Here is a 16,539-nt window from a genome sequence, read left to right on the forward strand (position 1 = left end):
GTTGCGCGAATCAGCATTGATTCGGCGCAAGGCGTCAAAGCGAGCCGGGACTGTCATAATAGAGGTGGGCGCTGCGGCGCCCACTATATTTAGTGGATGCCATCTGACGAGAACGTGTGAGATTCAAGGCGTTCCGAACGAATCATAATACGCCACGGCATGCTTTTGCCTCGCTGCCAATGGCTTGAGGGTCACGGTCACAATTTTGTCGCTTTTGACTCCGGCAGTGATGACATTCGCCCTATTCATCATCGCAGCAAGCACGAGCATCTCCCCTCAAGTTCTTGAATCTTCTACCCTCCTGACGTTTCCCCAATTTCCACAGATGAGCCCACAAGATATTGTGGTTAACAATCCATCTCAAACCACCCCTTGACGGACTCATGTCTTTCAAAGTTAATGGACGACGTTGCGGCGGCGACTGGACCAGGCGATTTTATGAGGGCTGGTTCTCAATTCGAAATCGGATTTGGATTCAGGGCGATACACTCTTGGTAGTGGCCGCCATGGGGTTTTTTGTGCCGATGCCGATGCTGCCGAAAAAACACATGCGGGGACTGGCGGCAATAAGCTGTTAATACTATATTTAGTGTTTGCAGCCACCATCACCACAAGATACAGGAAGCCATCTCCGGGTGACACCTCCTGTCAGAAAGCGGATTGAAGACTGGCTGCGCGTTGAAATCGCGAGGCCGGATAGGGATTTTTGCGCCCTTTCCCCTCACGGGCGCGCCAACGAATGAGGATTGGGACCATGCGCATCGAACGTCGCTTTACGAAGGCCGGCCAGTCAGCTTACGCGGATATCGAATTCCGCAAGGCGACCAGCGAGATCAAGAACCCCGATGGGTCGATCGTCTTCCGCCTCGAAAATATCGACGTGCCCGCGCAGTTCTCGCAGGTCGCCGCCGATATCCTGGCACAGAAATATTTCCGCAAGGCCGGCGTTCCCGCCAAGCTCAAGAAGGTTGAGGAAAACGACGTTCCTTCCTTCCTCTGGCGCTCCGTGCCTGACGATGCGGCGCTGAAGGTTCTTCCCAAGGAGCAGCAGACCGGCTCGGAAATCGATGCACGACAGGTCTTCGATCGCCTGGCCGGCACCTGGACCTACTGGGGCTGGAAAGGCGGCTATTTCTCGTCGGAAGAAGACGCCTCCGCCTTCCGTGACGAACTTGCCTATATGCTCGCCACCCAGCGCGTCGCGCCGAATTCGCCGCAGTGGTTCAACACCGGCATGCACTGGGCCTACGGCATCGATGGCCCCGGTCAGGGCCACTATTACGTCGACCCCTTCACCGGCAAGCTCACCAAGTCCAAGTCGGCCTATGAGCATCCGCAGCCGCATGCCTGCTTTATCCAGTCCGTCGAAGACGACCTCGTCAACGAGGGCGGCATCATGGATCTCTGGGTTCGCGAAGCCCGCCTGTTCAAGTATGGCTCCGGCACCGGCTCCAACTTCTCGCTGCTGCGCGGCGAAGGCGAAAAGCTCTCCGGCGGCGGCCGTTCGTCCGGCCTGATGAGCTTCCTCAAGATCGGCGACCGCGCTGCCGGCGCCATCAAGTCGGGCGGCACGACGCGCCGCGCCGCCAAGATGGTTGTCGTCGACATCGACCATCCGGATATCGAGGACTACATCAACTGGAAGGTCAAGGAAGAGCAGAAGGTTGCTGCCCTCGTTACCGGTTCGAAGATCGTCGCCAAGCACCTGAAGGCGATCATGAAGGCCACCGTCAATTGCGAGGGTGACAATGACGATTGCTTCGACCCGGCCAAGAACCCTGCCCTGAAGCGCGAGATCCGCGCGGCAAAGAAGGACCAGGTTCCGGAAAACTACGTTCAGCGCGTGATCCAATTTGCTCGCCAGGGCTACAAGGATCTGGAATTCAAGACCTACGACACCGACTGGGATTCGGAAGCCTATCTCACCGTATCGGGCCAGAATTCCAACAATTCGGTCTCCATCAAGGATGACTTCCTGCGCGCCGTCGAGGCCGATGGCGACTGGAACCTAACCGCCCGCAAGGATGGCAAGGTCATCAAGACGCTGAAGGCACGCGACCTCTGGGAATCCATTTCCTACGCCGCCTGGGCATCGGCCGATCCGGGCCTGCATTTCAACACGACGATGAACGACTGGCACACCAGCCCGGCGGCCGGCCCGATCCGCGCATCCAATCCGTGCTCGGAATACATGTTCCTCGACGACACGGCCTGCAACCTCGCTTCGCTGAACCTGATGACCTTCAAGGACGCGGCGACGAAGCGGATCAACATCGCCGATTACGAACATGCCGTCCGCCTCTGGACCGTCGTTCTCGAAGTCTCCGTGATGATGGCGCAGTTCCCGTCGCGCCGCATTGCCGAGCTTTCCTACGAATACCGCACGCTCGGCCTCGGCTACGCCAATATCGGCGGCTTGCTGATGTCCTCGGGCATTCCCTATGACAGCGACGAAGCCCGCGCCATCGCCGGCTCGCTGACCGCCATCATGACCGGCATTTCCTACGCAACCTCGGCGGAAATGGCTTCCGAGCTCGGGACATTCCCGATGTTCCAGCCGAACCGCGAGAATATGCTGCGCGTCATCCGCAATCATCGCCGCGCCGCCTATGGCGAGACCTCGGGCTATGAAGGCCTGTCGGTCAATCCGGTGGCGCTGATCCACTCCGAAAATCCGGATCAGGATCTCGTCGCCCATGCCAAGGCTGCCTGGGACAAGGCCCTGGACCTCGGTGAAAAGCACGGCTACCGCAACGCCCAGGCCACCGTTATCGCGCCGACCGGCACGATCGGCCTCGTCATGGATTGCGACACGACCGGTATCGAGCCCGACTTCGCTCTCGTGAAGTTCAAGAAGCTCGCCGGCGGCGGCTACTTCAAGATCATCAACCGCGCCGTTCCGGAGGCGCTGCGTGCACTCGGCTATTCCGAAAGCCAGATCGCCGAAATCGAGGCCTATGCCGTCGGCCATGGCAATCTGAACCAGGCTCCGGCCATCAACCCCTCGACGCTGAAGGCCAAGGGCTTCACGGACGAGAAGGTCGAAGCGGTAAACGCCGCACTGAAAAGCGCCTTCGACATCAAGTTCGTTTTCAACCAGTGGACGCTTGGTGCCGACTTCCTGAAGGGAACGCTGAAGGTTTCCGACGAACAGATGGCCGATATCGGCTTCAACCTGCTCGACCATCTCGGCTTCTCCAAGAAGGACATCGAGGCCGCAAACATCCACGTCTGCGGTGCGATGACGCTGGAAGGCGCTCCGTTCCTGAAGAACGAGCACCTCGCCGTCTTCGATTGCGCCAACCCCTGCGGCAAGATCGGCAAGCGTTATCTCTCGGTTGAAAGCCACATCCGCATGATGGCGGCTGCCCAGCCGTTCATCTCCGGCGCGATCTCCAAGACGATCAACATGGCGAACGAAGCAACCGTCGAAGATTGCAAGAACGCCTACATGCTCTCCTGGAAGCTCGGCCTCAAGGCCAACGCGCTCTATCGCGACGGCTCCAAGCTCAGCCAGCCGCTCAACTCGTCGCTGATCGAAGACGACAATGACGAAGATGCGCTGGAAGAATTCCTGCAGGCTCCGGCTGCTGCCCAGGCTGTCACCATCACCGAGAAGATCGTCGAGCGCGTGATCGAAAAGGTCATCCGCACGCAGGAGAAGCTGCCGGGCCGCCGCAAGGGCTATACCCAGAAGGCAAAGATCGGCGGACACACGATCTTCCTGCGCACCGGCGAATATGATGACGGCCGCCTCGGCGAAATCTTCCTTGACATGAACAAGGAAGGCTCGGCATTGCGCGCCTTCATCAACAACTTCGCGATCTCGGTCTCGCTCGGCCTGCAATATGGCGTGCCGCTCGAGGAATATGTCGACGCCTTCACCTTCACCAAGTTCGAGCCGGCAGGCATCGTCACCGGCAACGACGCCATCAAGAACGCGACATCGATCCTCGACTACGTGTTCCGTGAACTGGCCATCTCCTATCTTGGCCGCCACGACCTTGCCCATGTCGACACCTCCGACTTCAACAACACGGCGCTTGGCCGTGGCGTATCGGAAGGCAAGGCCGATGTCGTCTCGAAGGGCCTGACCCGCGGCTACAAGCCAACGCTGGTTCCCACCAGCGGCGAGCAGGTCAAGGGGGCAGCCACAGCCGCTCCGGCACGCGCCGCTTCGCTCGCAAGCGTGACGGCCTTTGCCGGTAACACGGTGCGCAAGCTGGAGCCGACCAGTGCCATCTCCACCTCCGAAGTCGTCGCCTTCAAGCGCGACTATGAAGAGCGCGCGAAGGAACTGGCCGAAGAGATCGCAGAGGAACTGGTGAGCGAAACCGCCGAATCCTCCACCGGCCTCTTCACCGACAAGGCCGCCAGCGACGCCGCATCCGCCAAGACGGACGCCAAGAAGCTGGAATCCGAACGCCGCGCCCGCTCTATCATGCAGGGCTACACCGGCAACATGTGCACGGAATGCCAGAACTTCACGATGGTTCGCAATGGCACCTGCGAAAAATGCGACACTTGCGGCGCAACGAGCGGCTGCAGCTGAGCGCTGGAATTTGACTGATCACTTGGAAAGGCCCCGGACGAAAGTCGCGGGGCCTTTTGATTTGAAGTGCTCTTGAGCGCGGGTATTCGCTCCGGCTTTAACGCCGGCGGTCCAGGGAACTATGCGAATGAAAGGACTGTGTGCTCGCCGACCGTAGTGTAGCGCCAGCGCCCGGAATGGATCTCGGTGGGCAGAGTTCGATCCAGATAGCTACGCAATTTTGTCAAGGTAGCAGGCTGTTCCGAAAAGGTCGTCAGGAATAGCTTGTTCTGGAAAATCAGGAAGGGAGCAAGCCGCCGATTGGCAACCTGCATGTATCTGTAGAATCCTTCCGTCACCGTCGGCCAATGCACGCCCATAAAGTCGTCGAGAAGCACGACGCCTCCCGGAACAAGGAGTTCTTGAGCAATGTGCATATCGTTGACGACGTGAGCGATCGTGTGCCCTCCGTCGACCGACATCAACCGCACTCCCGTCACACCAAGCTTGTCCCTCGCCGTGACCGGCGTCAAAGACATGCTGTCAGCGGAAATGGCGGTGACCCTCGATGCATATTCGGGAAAAAGCTTCTCCAGGTGCTGGCTGAATATGCTCAGCGATCCCTTCCCGCTGTGATCCAAATTCTTCTGCTGATCCTCGAAAAGATCGACAGCCACACAGTGTTCATCGTCTCTCGATGCTGCCGCAAGCAGGAAGAACAGCTTGCCATGATGAACGCCGATCTCCAGGATATCGCCGGTGACATTGTCGGCAGTATGCAATTCACGAACAAATTTCAGGATATGCGGAATTCTGTCGCCAACCCATCCATGAACTTCACTCCAAGCTTTTCTCAGAGTTACATCCAGGACATCGACATCACCTGACACCGCAGCCATCTGCATTTTTCGCCCCCTATTATCATCGAGTTAAAGAATGAGCGAAACCCGTCGGGTGTGCGCTCCGATTGCCAAAAGCTCCGATGTCTGTTCAAGGCGATTTTCAATTACCCGGTGAAATCTCTCGTCTTGGAACCCGCATTTTCCAAGAGAGAGCCCATGTAATCAAATCGGCCAAGCGTCGACCACGCCCGCAAGCTAGAAGGCAATATTCACTTGATGCCAGCCAGAAACCGTCTGGCTTGTACGTATTCGGGCATACCGATAATATTTTCCGGAAATTCGGTTATTGTGACAGAATTACCAGTCAAAGCTTTCTATCGCCCGTTTTGGGAACGTATAGTCTGTAAGAATACGATGATTGATGTCGCCGTTGCGTGATTCTACGATTGAGATGCCGGAAACTCCGGCCGACCGGCATGGATAGGAATTCATTTATCTAGCCACGGCGTCCCTGGCTCCCGATCATATCGTCAAAAACCTGCGACAGAACCGACAACCCGTGGCATAAGGCCCCCGAAAACTTATTTGTGGGCCTCGCATAGACATGATCCGTATCGAAAACATCAGCAAGCAGAACAGTCATCGCATCCTCTTCATCGAGGCATCCGCCGCGCTCAACAGGGGCGAGAGTGTCGGGCTCGTCGGCCCCAATGGTGCCGGCAAGACCACGCTTTTCCGGATGATCACCGGGCAGGAGCAGCCCGACGAGGGCCAGGTCTCAGCCGATAAGGGCGTGACCATCGGCTACTTCAACCAGGATGTCGGTGAAATGGCCGGGCGCAGTGCCGTTGCCGAAGTGATGGAAGGCGCCGGCCCTGTCAGCATCGTCGCTGCCGAATTGCGTGAGCTGGAAGCAGCCATGATCGATCCGGACCAGGCCGACAGGATGGATGAGATCATCGAGCGCTACGGCGAAGTGCAGGCGCGATACGAGGAGCTGGATGGCTATGCTCTCGAGGGACGCGCCCGCGAGGTGCTGGACGGCCTGAGCTTCAGCCAGGAAATGATGGACGGCGATGTCGGCGCGCTATCCGGCGGCTGGAAGATGCGCGTGGCGCTCGCCCGCATCCTGCTCATGCGCCCCGATGTCATGCTGCTTGACGAGCCGAGCAACCATCTGGATCTCGAAAGCCTGATCTGGCTGGAGTCCTTCCTGAAGGGTTACGAGGGCGCGTTGTTGATGACTTCGCACGACCGCGAGTTCATGAACCGCATCGTCACCAAGATCATCGAAATCGACGGCGGCAACCTGACCAGCTATTCGGGCGACTATGAGTTCTATGAGCAGCAGCGCGCCCAGAACGAGAAGCAGCAGCAGGCACAGTTCGAACGCCAGCAGGCCATGCTCGCAAAGGAAATTAAGTTCATCGAGCGCTTCAAGGCGCGCGCCTCGCATGCATCGCAGGTGCAGAGCCGCGTGAAGAAGCTGGAAAAGATTGATCGGGTCGAGCCGCCGAAGCGTCGTCAGACGGTCGCCTTCGAATTCCAGCCGGCGCCACGCTCGGGTGAAGACGTGGTCAACCTGAAAAACGTCCATAAGAAATACGGCAGCCGCATCATCTATGAAGGGCTTGATTTCGTGGTGCGTCGCCGCGAGCGCTGGTGCATCATGGGCATCAACGGTGCCGGTAAGTCCACCTTGCTGAAGCTGGTGGCAGGCTCGGCGCAGCCGGACGAAGGCAGCGTAGCCTTGGGTGCCAGCGTCAAGATGGGTTATTTCGCCCAGCACGCCATGGATCTTCTCGACGGCGAGCGCACCGTGTTTCAGCAGCTCGAACATGATTTTCCGCAGGCGGGCCAAGGCTCGCTGCGGGCACTTGCCGGCTGCTTCGGCTTTTCCGGCGATGATGTCGAGAAGAGATGCCGGGTACTGTCCGGTGGCGAAAAGGCGCGGCTGGTCATGGCGATCATGCTCTTCAACCCGCCGAACCTCCTCGTGCTCGACGAGCCGACGAACCATCTCGATCTCGACACGAAGGAAATGCTTATCAAGGCTCTGTCGCAATATGAGGGCACCATGCTGTTCGTCTCGCACGACCGGCATTTCCTTGCGGCACTCTCCAATCGTGTTCTGGAGCTGACGCCCGAAGGCATCCATCAATATGCCGGCGGCTATACCGAATATGTGGCACGTACCGGCCACGAGGCGCCAGGCCTGCATGGCTGACGCTCTTGTCCGCCGCCGTCAGTGCACGTCGGCGGGCAATGTGGTTCCGGCATTGATGACGGCAACCGGCGCGGTTCTGCCGCGCACGCGGATCTCGATACGGCGGCGTGACTCCACGGCGCCGCGCTGGCCCGAGGTAACGGTATCGCCGGGCAGGATCAGCTGGGCGGCCGACATCGGCAGGATGGTGGCATCCTTCAGCTTGGGACTGGCCTTGAGCACGTTGGCAACAGCGATGGCGCGGGCAAGCCCAAGACCGGCATTGTCGGCGGGCTGCAGGGAGGATACCGGCAGCTTGCCATCCATCGCATTGATAATCGTATCGTCGAGGTTGGACTTCTCTCGCGCCACCGGCTGCTCATCCGTATGGCCGATCACTTCGACGATATTGGCGCCATAAAGGCTTAGATTGCTGGCGATCTCGTCTGTGATCGTCGTGGTCAGTAACTGAGCGAAGGTGCCGGTGAGCTCGGCACTGCCCGACTGGAAATAGTTCTTCTTGGCGTCATCGAGATTGATGATCGGCGGCCAGTCATGCGCACCGTTGCCGCCGCCGTTGCCAGCCAGCAGCTTGTTGACCTCGTCAGGCGCGGCCGCCAGCGCGATGTTATGCTCTTTCAGCACCGCAGCAACCTTCGAAAGCGACTGCAGATCGGCCGGCGTCGCGCCTTCGTCCACTATGCTGTCGAGCGTCTCCTTCGCCAGCACCAGCTCCCGCCATTGCTTGCCCACCACGGCCTTATCGGCGGCAGAGAGATCGCCGGAAACGACCTTGGACTGCAGCAGCACGATCTCGGCCGTCTGCTCTGCCCGCCTCTTCTCAAGCGAGGTGACCTGCTGTTCGGCTTTCTCGAGTTTGCGCTCGACTTCATAGCGGCGATTTCTCTCCGCCGAAATCATGGCCGCAGCGACCAGCAGTAGGCAGAAGACGAGGAGCAGCATGGATTCGGCCATCGTCAGACCGAGAATAAGGCCACGATTATAGCCTTTATGCTCCAATCTTGGCGCGCCGTCCGGCGTCCCCGTTACCATAGATGCCACCAGCGTTTTCGCGGCACCGCTTCATCATCCGCTGCGTTATCCCCTTCGGCTTTCCGCTTCGGCAACGGCGTTTGCCCCATGGCTTCCGCCATGCGGCCGAGCGCCTCTTCGATGTTGCGCAGCGGCTGTAATTGCGCCTCCGACATCTCCTTGATGGCGACGATCGCCGGGGCCAGCTCGGAGCGGACGACGTCCTCGGGCGAACGGATCTCTTCCAGCTTCCGGCCGACGCTTTCGACGGCGGTGCCGAACTTGCCGATGATCTCCGATAGCTGCGACGTCGTCGCCGTCAGCTGCGCCGCTGCGTCGTTGATCGGGGTCACCGCTTGTTTTGCCAGCGTCTCCAGGATCTTGTTGATCTCCTCGCCATTGCGCTCGGCCTGGTGCGCGATCTCTTCGAACCCCTCCGACAACATCTGATTGCTGACCCGCCGATAGTGCGAGAACTCGCGTGACGAGGAATCGAGCTCGGTGCGCACCCGCCGCGTCATCTCCGCAAGCTCATGGCGCACACTGCGCTCGATATCGATCGGGTCGCGCCGCATCTGATTGAAGAGGATGCGGAGCGTTACGCCGGCGATGGTCGAGGTGACGGCGATACCGAAATTGCGGACGATGGTCTCGATCGATGTTTCGCCGGCAAAGAGATAAAGCGAAACGCCCAGGCTCGACAGGGTGAAGAGAAAACCCATGTAATAGAGGTTGTCGCCGGTCTGCTCGTTGTGCAGGCGAAATCCCGCGAAGGCCAGCGAAGCCACAAAGTAAATCCCCATCAGCAGCAGCGGCACGCCCGTCACGATCGGCAACGACCAGCCCAGGAGTTTCGACGACCAGATGAAGATCATGCCGCCGATGGTAGCGGACGCAAAAAGAACCATCGGGCCGTAGTCTCGAATGACGTATCGCGCCTCGGTTCCGGCCATCAGCGTATCCCCTCCAATCGCACGAATCCGTCGAAATGGCCGTTGTTGCTCTTGATCCATTGCGCCCAGAAGTTGGCGAGATCTTCCATGCTGAACTTCATATTCGGCCTTTGGAAGGCAAGTATCCTGACTGAGACACCATCCAGTGACGTGCGGAAACGGTCGTTTGCCGGGCTATGCTGGTACTTCTGGTAGGAAGCGCCATCGCGATAATTCGAGAAGGCAGCTGTATGCTCGATCATGTCGGAAGCAACGTAGAGCCGCTTCGGCATGCCACCCGCCGCACCGGAAAAAACCTCCAGATTGATCTTCTGAATGGCCGCCATGATCGGCGATTGCCGGCCGGACTCTCCCTCGGTCAGCTTGCCGGCGATATCGGCGAGCGGCTTCTGGAAGCCCTTTTCCCAGCGGGCTTGGGCCAAACGCGGATTGCTGGTCCATTCGTCGACATTTGCGCCGCTTCCCGGATTGCAGCCATGAAACGTCTGGATGAGCTCGCCTTCCTTCTCCGTCAGCGCATAGATATCGATCGCGCCGCCGATCGGCACGTCCGCCACGATCTTCTGGAACTGGTTGCGCAGATCGAGCGCGGTCGTATCCGAGATCGGATCGGTGACATCGAGCAGGATCGCCGTTTCCGCCTTCGGGCCATCCACCGGGCAAAGCGACGCCTGGTCGACGGCGACATTGCCGCCCGCCTTGTAGCGCAGCCAGCCATAGGCGCCGACGATCCCCAGGGACAGGACGGCGAGGCAAACCGTTGCGATGATGAGGCCGGCGGAACCGCCGTGCCGGCTACGCCGCTTGCGTCGCGCCAAGGATGCTCTCCGGGAAAAGATTGTCGAGCTTGTGATACTTGTCGATAGCCCGTTCGAATTCGTCGCCGATCTGCTTGATCTGCTCGGATAGCTCGCCCTGCGCGCTCTGGACACGAGCGCCGAGCACCTTGTCGTCCAATTCCTCGTCGGTGCGCATCACCGGTGTCAATCGCTCCATCTTGTAGGCGGACAGGAAATAGGGCGGCTCCGGCTCGGCGCGGGCCGATCTATTGGCATCGCGGTAAGAGGTGAGCAGCACATTGGCTGCACGCTCCAGATGGTTCTGATGTTCGGCAAATAGCCCCGCCGTCCGGCCACGATGGGCGATAATGGCTGATGTCTCCTGCCGGCGAAGCGAGAGATCGCGGATGATTGCCTCTATCTGGCTGTTGTGCTCGTCACGAATCTCGCGCAGGTCATCGATCAGATCGAGTTTGCGGTCGATATAATTGTCCCTCGCCGCATCAAGACGCTTCTGCACTCCGGCGAAACCTGGATAGGGATCGGTCAGATAGCAGCCGTCAATGAAGGCAAAGAGCGAGAACATAAGGCCGACGGCAAAGAGCATCCAGGAATTAAGCTCCTGCAGTCCGAGCGGCGCTGTCTTCAAGCGCTGGATCACCTCGGCACCGGCGCCGCTCAAAATGGTGGCCGATACCTCGCGATAATGCGCCAGCGCGATGTTGATCCCGAGAGCTACAGCGATATAGGCGACGAGCCCAAGCAGGCCGAGCAGTTTCAGCGCATAGGAGCGATGTACGAGAAAGCGGACGCAGAAGAAGGAAAACATCAGCGCGGTGCCGATGTTCAGGAAGGCGAAGGCCGCCGCCTCCGTCACACCGCCAACGACACCCTGCTCACTCCCCTTGGCAAGGAAGCTGCCATTCATCACCATTTCGATGAGGATGAGAAAGACGATGAGGGAGACCTTGAAGCCCCATGCCGCTTTGCTCGAGACTTTCGCGGCGCGCTGCAATCTGTGCCGGGCCTTGAAATCCACCATTTCATCTTCGGCGGTCTTCAGATTGCGCCGAAGGCCATGCAGTTCGTCGACGCCGCTTGCCACCTCGGCACGAAAATCCGACAGGCTGGAGGCGTTCGCCTGACGGATCAGCCCGAACTGGCCTTCGAAATCGAGGTTGCGCAGGCGACTGTCGAAGGTTTGGAATTGATCTTCGAGGAGTTGATAGGAGCTCTTCTTCTCCGCCTCGACCCAGGCGACGATACGCTGTTCCGTCTCGTCGAATGATTGGGCGCCCGTGGCCGGCCGGTTCAGCCTTCCCGCTGCAGCACCTTTCTCCTTCAGATCGAGGGTCGATCCGAGCTTCTCGATGTCGATGACGGGAAAGACATCCGTCGAGGCCCGGAAATCATGGCTGGTCTCCCGAACGCTTTCCCAGAGGCGGTTTAAGGCTTCGAAACGCAACGATCTTCCCCGGCAAATTCATCAACTTAGAAAGGACAAAACGATAGATCGATACCGCACCGGTTGTTCCCGGTCCAGAGCGATATAGCCGAGGTTAGGATGCGATTGTGGTAAAGACTAGCCCGAACGGATGTCGATTGGAAAACGCCTGTTTTGATCCCGTCAAAACCTGCTGTGATGATGCGAGTGCCGACTATGCTTCGCCCGAATTGGGGGCGCTCTTCCAGAAGCCGGCCCGGCGCAGCCCGTCTCGATAAATCTCGTGCTGCCATTGCTCCTTGAACGGTATGACGGAAAGCCACTTGTCGACGTCGAAGCCGGGATTGGCCTGATGCACGCGTCGAACAAAGAACCCTGCCCTCTCCTCGTCGCCAAGCATCGCCCAGCTGGCAGCAGAAATCCTGTCTGCCAAGCTGGTATCCGCCATCCGAGCGATATAGCCGAGGGCCGCGTCAAAAGAGCCGAGCATGTAGCTGGCCGCCGATGCAATCCATAAATAGGAATCGGGACTGAGCGGATTGAGCGCAAGCGCATGTTCGATCTTCTGCAGACCCAGATCAGGCTTGGATGCATAGACCAGGGCTTCGGCGTGATCGGCGATAATACCGGCATGGTTCGGATTGAGGGCATCGGCAAGCTCCAGAGCCTCGATGCTCTCGTCGTTTGCGCCCTGGAAGCTTTTTGCGACACCAAGCTCGCGGTAGCCGTCCGCGATGTCACGCCGCGCGGCAATAGCCTGCAGGGCATAGGCTTCCGCCTCCTGCAAAAGAGCCGCATCGTCTCCCGCGGTCAACAACCATTGCTTCGAATAGGTACGGGCAATGGAGCCCAAGGCGGGAGCGAAGGGCCCGCCACTCTGCAGCGCAGCCTTCAGCTCTGTCCGCGCTTTCTGCAGGTTCGATACGGAGAGACGGTCCAGATAGCGGCGGCCAGCGAGATAGCGTTGATGACCAGCCGGATTTCCCTCGAAATGGGATCTTGTCATCTCGCATCGCTCGATCTGCCCAGCCAGAGACAGGACGAGGTGGCGGGAAATCTCCTGCCTCTGCTGCCCATGTGCGCATGGTGCAATCTTTAGCCGGTCCGCCCAGACGATCTCATCGCTCGCTGCGTCGACAAGCTGCGAGAACAACAGGGTTTCGTTATCGTGGCCGCTGAACCGCATCTCCAGCGCATATGACCGCTCCTGCCGATCCGACGTCCCGGCTGGAGCCGCGTTGCGCCAACCGATCTGGATCGCCCGGCGGCCCTCCTTCGCCTCAAGGCTGTTCAGCGCACAGAAACCAATGGTGACATCCTCGACAAGGGATGATGCGTCATATCCACCGGCCGGCCCCTCCGCTGGAGACAGGACCAGGAATGGCATCCGGATCTCTTGAGGTACGGCCGCCAAATCTGCCAGCAGCGAGATGCCCTTCTCGTCGCGGAGATGCGGCGATCCAGACTTGCGCGCCCACCATGCGGCCAAAAGCGCATTGCGCCGCCCGGAGAGCTGCCGAAAATGCTCTGCCTCCCCGGACGCATCGAATATCTGCAGCAAAACTGGATGGATATCCCGGTCCTGCGGGTCAAGGCTCAGGAACAGGAAGACCGCCTCCCTCACCAGACCGGAATCGTCCGCTGTGGTAGCCTCGGCAGCAGCCTTGATCGTCTCCTTCAGCATCCGGATATGGTGACGCGTCTGCCCTGCACGCCATCCAAAGAAAACCGGGCTCTCGCAATCGACATCAGGCAGGAACTCCGCCGGGAGCGTCTTCGTTAGCAACTGCAGCCTTGCGAAAACCTGGTCGTCAGCAGCGGCGTCGAGAGCAGAGATATCGGAGGCCAGCAGATGCGGCTCAAGCTCGACCGTGGTCTCGCTGAAACGAAGAAACGAGCTGCCCAGCTCGCCCTGACGGCTCCTTATCCTCGAAACCAGTTTGCGCAGATTGACTTGCGCACTGCCATTGTCATCCAGCCCCCACAAGAGCTGGGCGATCGCGCTGCGCGGCGCGCGTGATGTCGGCTCCGTCATGAGATAGGCGAGTATCAACAGGCCCTTTTCGGGAAACGCGACCTTTCGGCCATCGCCATCCAGAAGCTTCAAACCACCAAACGTATGCAGTGAAAACATGATCTTGTTCACGAAATCCGCACCGACCCATGCCGGCGGCACAAGCCGATACTATTTTTCTTGCCGGATTGATTCTATTTGAGCTCGAACGAGCATGGCGAAATTTCCATATGCCGATAATGTGAAGCAAGGCTTGGCGATTTTCAATTCCAATTGCCGCCGACCTAATGAACCATCCGCCACATCACCGACGTGACATAATTTTCAGCGCATGCGATCTGACTGGAGCACCAAGCCATGACGTCTTCCCCCTTCGAGAATATCTGTATCTACGGCGCGGGCGCACTCGGTGGCGCGATTGCCGCAAAGCTGGCTTCCTCCGGCGATCGGGCGAAGGTCTCTGTCGTCGCGCGCGGGGCGCATCTGGAAGCCATTCGCTCCGGCGGCATCCATCTTTGGGAAGCAGAGGCCAGCAGCGCGCTCGTGGCACAAGTGACGGCAACGGACGATGCCGGCGAGTTGCCACCACAGGATCTCGTTATCACCGGCCTCAAGGGTCATCAGCTGGCGGCGGCCGTGCCCGGCATCGCCAAGCTGCTGCATGCCGGCACCCGCGTCGTGATGATCCTCAACGGCGTACCGTGGTGGTATTTTCACCGGGATCGGCAGAGCGGCCATGCCGAGCACCAGATGGAAGAACTGGACGTGAATGGCGATCTCTGGCGACTGATCGGTCCCGAGCGCGTCATCGGTTGCGTTGCCTATCAGGGAGCGGAGGTCGCCAATCCCGGCGAGATCAGGCTCAGCAACAAGGGCCATTTCATCCTGGGTGAGCCGTCCGGCGAGACAACGTCCGACATAGAGGCCATCGCAGCACTGCTGCAGAAGGCCGGCGTCACCGTCTCCATTTCCGCGCGCATTCGCGACGATATCTGGAGCAAGCTGATGGGCAATGCCGCCTTCAATCCGATCAGTGCTCTGACGCGCGGATTGATGTCCGACATCATGAACGACCCCGCTCTTTCGGTGATGGTCGGCCAGGTCATGAGCGAGGTGAAAGCGGTCGCCGAGGCTTTGGGCGCGCAAGTGCCGATGTCGGTCGAAGAGCGTCTGGAGCGCTCGCGCCAGATCGGGCCGGTACGCACCTCGATGCTGCAGGATCTGCTTGCCGGCAAGGCGCTGGAGATAACGCCTCTCGTCGGCGTCGTCGTTTCGCTCGGCAAGCTGACCGGCGTTGCAACACCGGTCTCGGCAACGATCCTGGCGCTGGTAACGCAGCTCGATCGGAAAAACCTGCAAGTGGCGGGATAGCGCTGCGCGGTTCGTTTATATCGCACTTACTTCTTCGCCTCCGGCCGCGAATGGATTTCCTATGTTGCCCGGCACTACGCTTCCGTTGAAATACGGAGGCAGATGCCATGCTCGATACACACGCACCAAACCTGACGGAATCCATCCGCGTCCTCGTCCACAATAGCGATGAGAGACACCATCGCACGACCGCATCGGTTCCAACGGCGAAGGCCCGACCGAGGCGCCAGCCCCGCGATCGGCAAATACGCGAGAAACGTACATTTCAAGCGATGTTCGCCTTCGGGCTGCTGCTTGGCGGCCTCGAGCTCTTCATCGTGCTGCATTATCTTTGAGGCGCAGCCGAGATGAAAAGGCCAAGCTTTCAAAGACGCATCGGCGGCGCGATCACCGCCCTTGTCACCCCGTTTCATGACGGCGTTTTCGACAGTGTCGATATGATGGCGCATGTGGAATGGCAATTGCTGAGCGGCGTTGACGGGCTCCTCGTCTGTTCCCTGACCGGCGAAGGCCCGACGCTGACGGAGGCGGAACGGCTTCGCGCCATCGAAATCTGTGTCGAACTTTGCGAGGGCCAGGTGCCCGTCATCGTCGCATCGGGCACCAACGACACGGCAACGACCATCGCGGAAACGCTACAGGCGCAACGACTTGGCGCCGACGCCGCCCTTGTGACGGTGCCCTACTATTCAAAGCCGACCCAGAAGGGCGTGCTTCATCACTTCGAACAGCTTGCCGCCCATACCGAGCTGCCGCTCATCGTCCACAATCAGCCATCGCATACCGCAATCGATCTCGCTCCGGCGACCGTCATGCGACTGGCGGAGATTCCAGGGATTGTCGGGATTTGTGATGACAGCAGCGATGTCTCGCGCATCGATCGCTGGCGATCCCAGCTGCCCGAGCGATTCGGGCTCTATACGTCTAACGATGCCAGTGCGTTTGCCTTCACTGTCGCAGGCGGCCGTGGCTGCTTTTCCAGCGCGGCGAATATCGTGCCGCGATTATTCCAGTCCATGCAGCATTCGGCGGCCTGTGGCCATATCAGCGCAGCCCAATCCATCGACGAACGCCTGCAGCCGCTATTCAATGCGCTAGCGCGTGAAAGCGAGCCGGCGACCATCAAGCATGCCCTGTCGCTGGTGCGGTATATCGCAGCCGATGTGCGCCTGCCGTTGGTCGGCGTAGCCAATGAAACCGCGACGGCGATCCAGGCTGCCCTCGCACAGTTTCAAGCCGACGGAAGCGGCCGCTTTGCCTCCCGCCGAACCTTCCGGCTGGGATTGTAAGATCACGTCATCCCTATGAGATTTTTATATTTTTGCCATTCGAGGCAAATGGAAATCCTAGCAACTCACCCATAGATT

General features: G+C 59.3%; 11 protein-coding genes. 5 read left to right on the top strand and 6 right to left on the bottom strand.

Going from position 1 to position 16,539, the window contains the following annotated elements; translation table 11 throughout:
* The first annotated feature begins 754 nt into the window (after nt 1–754).
* Nucleotides 755–4,552 (top strand): vitamin B12-dependent ribonucleotide reductase, encoded by a 3,798-nt coding sequence (locus BSK43_RS22725; RefSeq protein WP_083747979.1) that lies wholly within the window; start codon nt 755–757, stop codon nt 4,550–4,552.
* A gap of 119 nt (nt 4,553–4,671) precedes the next feature.
* Here BSK43_RS22725 and BSK43_RS22730 read toward each other — a convergent pair whose 3' ends face one another.
* Nucleotides 4,672–5,436 (bottom strand): class I SAM-dependent methyltransferase, encoded by a 765-nt coding sequence (locus BSK43_RS22730; protein WP_077469736.1) that lies wholly within the window; start codon nt 5,434–5,436, stop codon nt 4,672–4,674.
* Nucleotides 5,437–5,977: 541 nt separating this feature from the next.
* Here BSK43_RS22730 and BSK43_RS22735 point away from each other — a divergent pair.
* Nucleotides 5,978–7,600, top strand: a complete 1,623-nt coding sequence (locus BSK43_RS22735) for an ABC-F family ATP-binding cassette domain-containing protein (protein WP_077469735.1) — start codon at nt 5,978–5,980, stop codon at nt 7,598–7,600.
* A gap of 18 nt (nt 7,601–7,618) precedes the next feature.
* On the opposite strand, the gene BSK43_RS22740 is transcribed toward BSK43_RS22735, so the two are convergent.
* From BSK43_RS22740 to BSK43_RS22760, 5 genes are all read right to left on the bottom strand, one after another.
* Nucleotides 7,619–8,632 carry an OmpA family protein gene (locus tag BSK43_RS22740; protein WP_136687261.1) on the bottom strand — a complete coding sequence of 338 codons (1,014 nt, stop codon included), beginning with the start codon at nt 8,630–8,632 and terminating at the stop codon, nt 7,619–7,621.
* Entirely contained in the window at nt 8,626–9,564 is a 939-nt protein-coding gene (locus BSK43_RS22745; RefSeq protein ID WP_077469733.1) for a hypothetical protein, read from the bottom strand. Before BSK43_RS22745 ends, BSK43_RS22740 begins: the two co-directional genes overlap by 7 nt.
* Complete coding sequence (locus tag BSK43_RS22750) at nt 9,564–10,382, bottom strand: hypothetical protein (protein ID WP_077469732.1); 819 nt, start codon at nt 10,380–10,382, stop codon at nt 9,564–9,566. Before BSK43_RS22750 ends, BSK43_RS22745 begins: the two co-directional genes overlap by 1 nt.
* A complete protein-coding gene (locus BSK43_RS22755) occupies nt 10,360–11,808 on the bottom strand; it encodes a hypothetical protein (RefSeq protein WP_077469731.1) in 1,449 nt (482 codons plus the stop codon). The genes BSK43_RS22750 and BSK43_RS22755 overlap by 23 nt, the downstream gene beginning before the upstream one ends.
* A 193-nt stretch (nt 11,809–12,001) precedes the next feature.
* Complete coding sequence (locus BSK43_RS22760) at nt 12,002–13,921, bottom strand: hypothetical protein (RefSeq protein ID WP_136687196.1); 1,920 nt, start codon at nt 13,919–13,921, stop codon at nt 12,002–12,004.
* Nucleotides 13,922–14,158: 237 nt separating this feature from the next.
* Between BSK43_RS22760 and BSK43_RS22765 the strand changes: the two genes are divergently transcribed.
* The 3 genes from BSK43_RS22765 (at nt 14,159) to dapA (ending at nt 16,461) form a co-directional block, all read left to right on the top strand.
* On the top strand, nt 14,159–15,172 hold the full coding sequence (locus BSK43_RS22765) for a 2-dehydropantoate 2-reductase (RefSeq protein ID WP_077469729.1): 1,014 nt from the start codon (nt 14,159–14,161) through the stop codon (nt 15,170–15,172).
* A 107-nt stretch (nt 15,173–15,279) separates the two neighbouring features.
* Complete coding sequence (locus tag BSK43_RS22770) at nt 15,280–15,507, top strand: hypothetical protein (RefSeq protein ID WP_077469728.1); 228 nt, start codon at nt 15,280–15,282, stop codon at nt 15,505–15,507.
* Between the two features lie 12 nt (nt 15,508–15,519).
* Nucleotides 15,520–16,461, top strand: coding sequence for a 4-hydroxy-tetrahydrodipicolinate synthase (gene dapA, locus BSK43_RS22775; protein ID WP_077469727.1), 942 nt, complete (start codon nt 15,520–15,522; stop codon nt 16,459–16,461).
* Nucleotides 16,462–16,539: the final 78 nt, after the last annotated feature.

Origin of the sequence: Rhizobium sp. P44RR-XXIV, assembly GCF_001999485.2 — a bacterium.
Taxonomy (GTDB): domain Bacteria; phylum Pseudomonadota; class Alphaproteobacteria; order Rhizobiales; family Rhizobiaceae; genus Rhizobium.

Bases quoted from the DNA above. Each gene is read 5' to 3' on its own strand.
- BSK43_RS22735 (WP_077469735.1), top strand. From the start codon at position 5,978: ATGATCCGTATCGAAAACATCAGCAAGCAGAACAGTCATCGCATCCTC.
- BSK43_RS22730 (WP_077469736.1), bottom strand. From the start codon at position 5,436: ATGCAGATGGCTGCGGTGTCAGGTGATGTCGATGTCCTGGATGTAACT.
- BSK43_RS22770 (WP_077469728.1), top strand. From the start codon at position 15,280: ATGCTCGATACACACGCACCAAACCTGACGGAATCCATCCGCGTCCTC.
- BSK43_RS22765 (WP_077469729.1), top strand. From the start codon at position 14,159: ATGACGTCTTCCCCCTTCGAGAATATCTGTATCTACGGCGCGGGCGCA.
- BSK43_RS22760 (WP_136687196.1), bottom strand. From the start codon at position 13,921: ATGTTTTCACTGCATACGTTTGGTGGTTTGAAGCTTCTGGATGGCGAT.
- BSK43_RS22745 (WP_077469733.1), bottom strand. From the start codon at position 9,564: ATGGCCGGAACCGAGGCGCGATACGTCATTCGAGACTACGGCCCGATG.
- dapA (WP_077469727.1), top strand. From the start codon at position 15,520: ATGAAAAGGCCAAGCTTTCAAAGACGCATCGGCGGCGCGATCACCGCC.
- BSK43_RS22740 (WP_136687261.1), bottom strand. From the start codon at position 8,632: ATGGTAACGGGGACGCCGGACGGCGCGCCAAGATTGGAGCATAAAGGC.
- BSK43_RS22725 (WP_083747979.1), top strand. From the start codon at position 755: ATGCGCATCGAACGTCGCTTTACGAAGGCCGGCCAGTCAGCTTACGCG.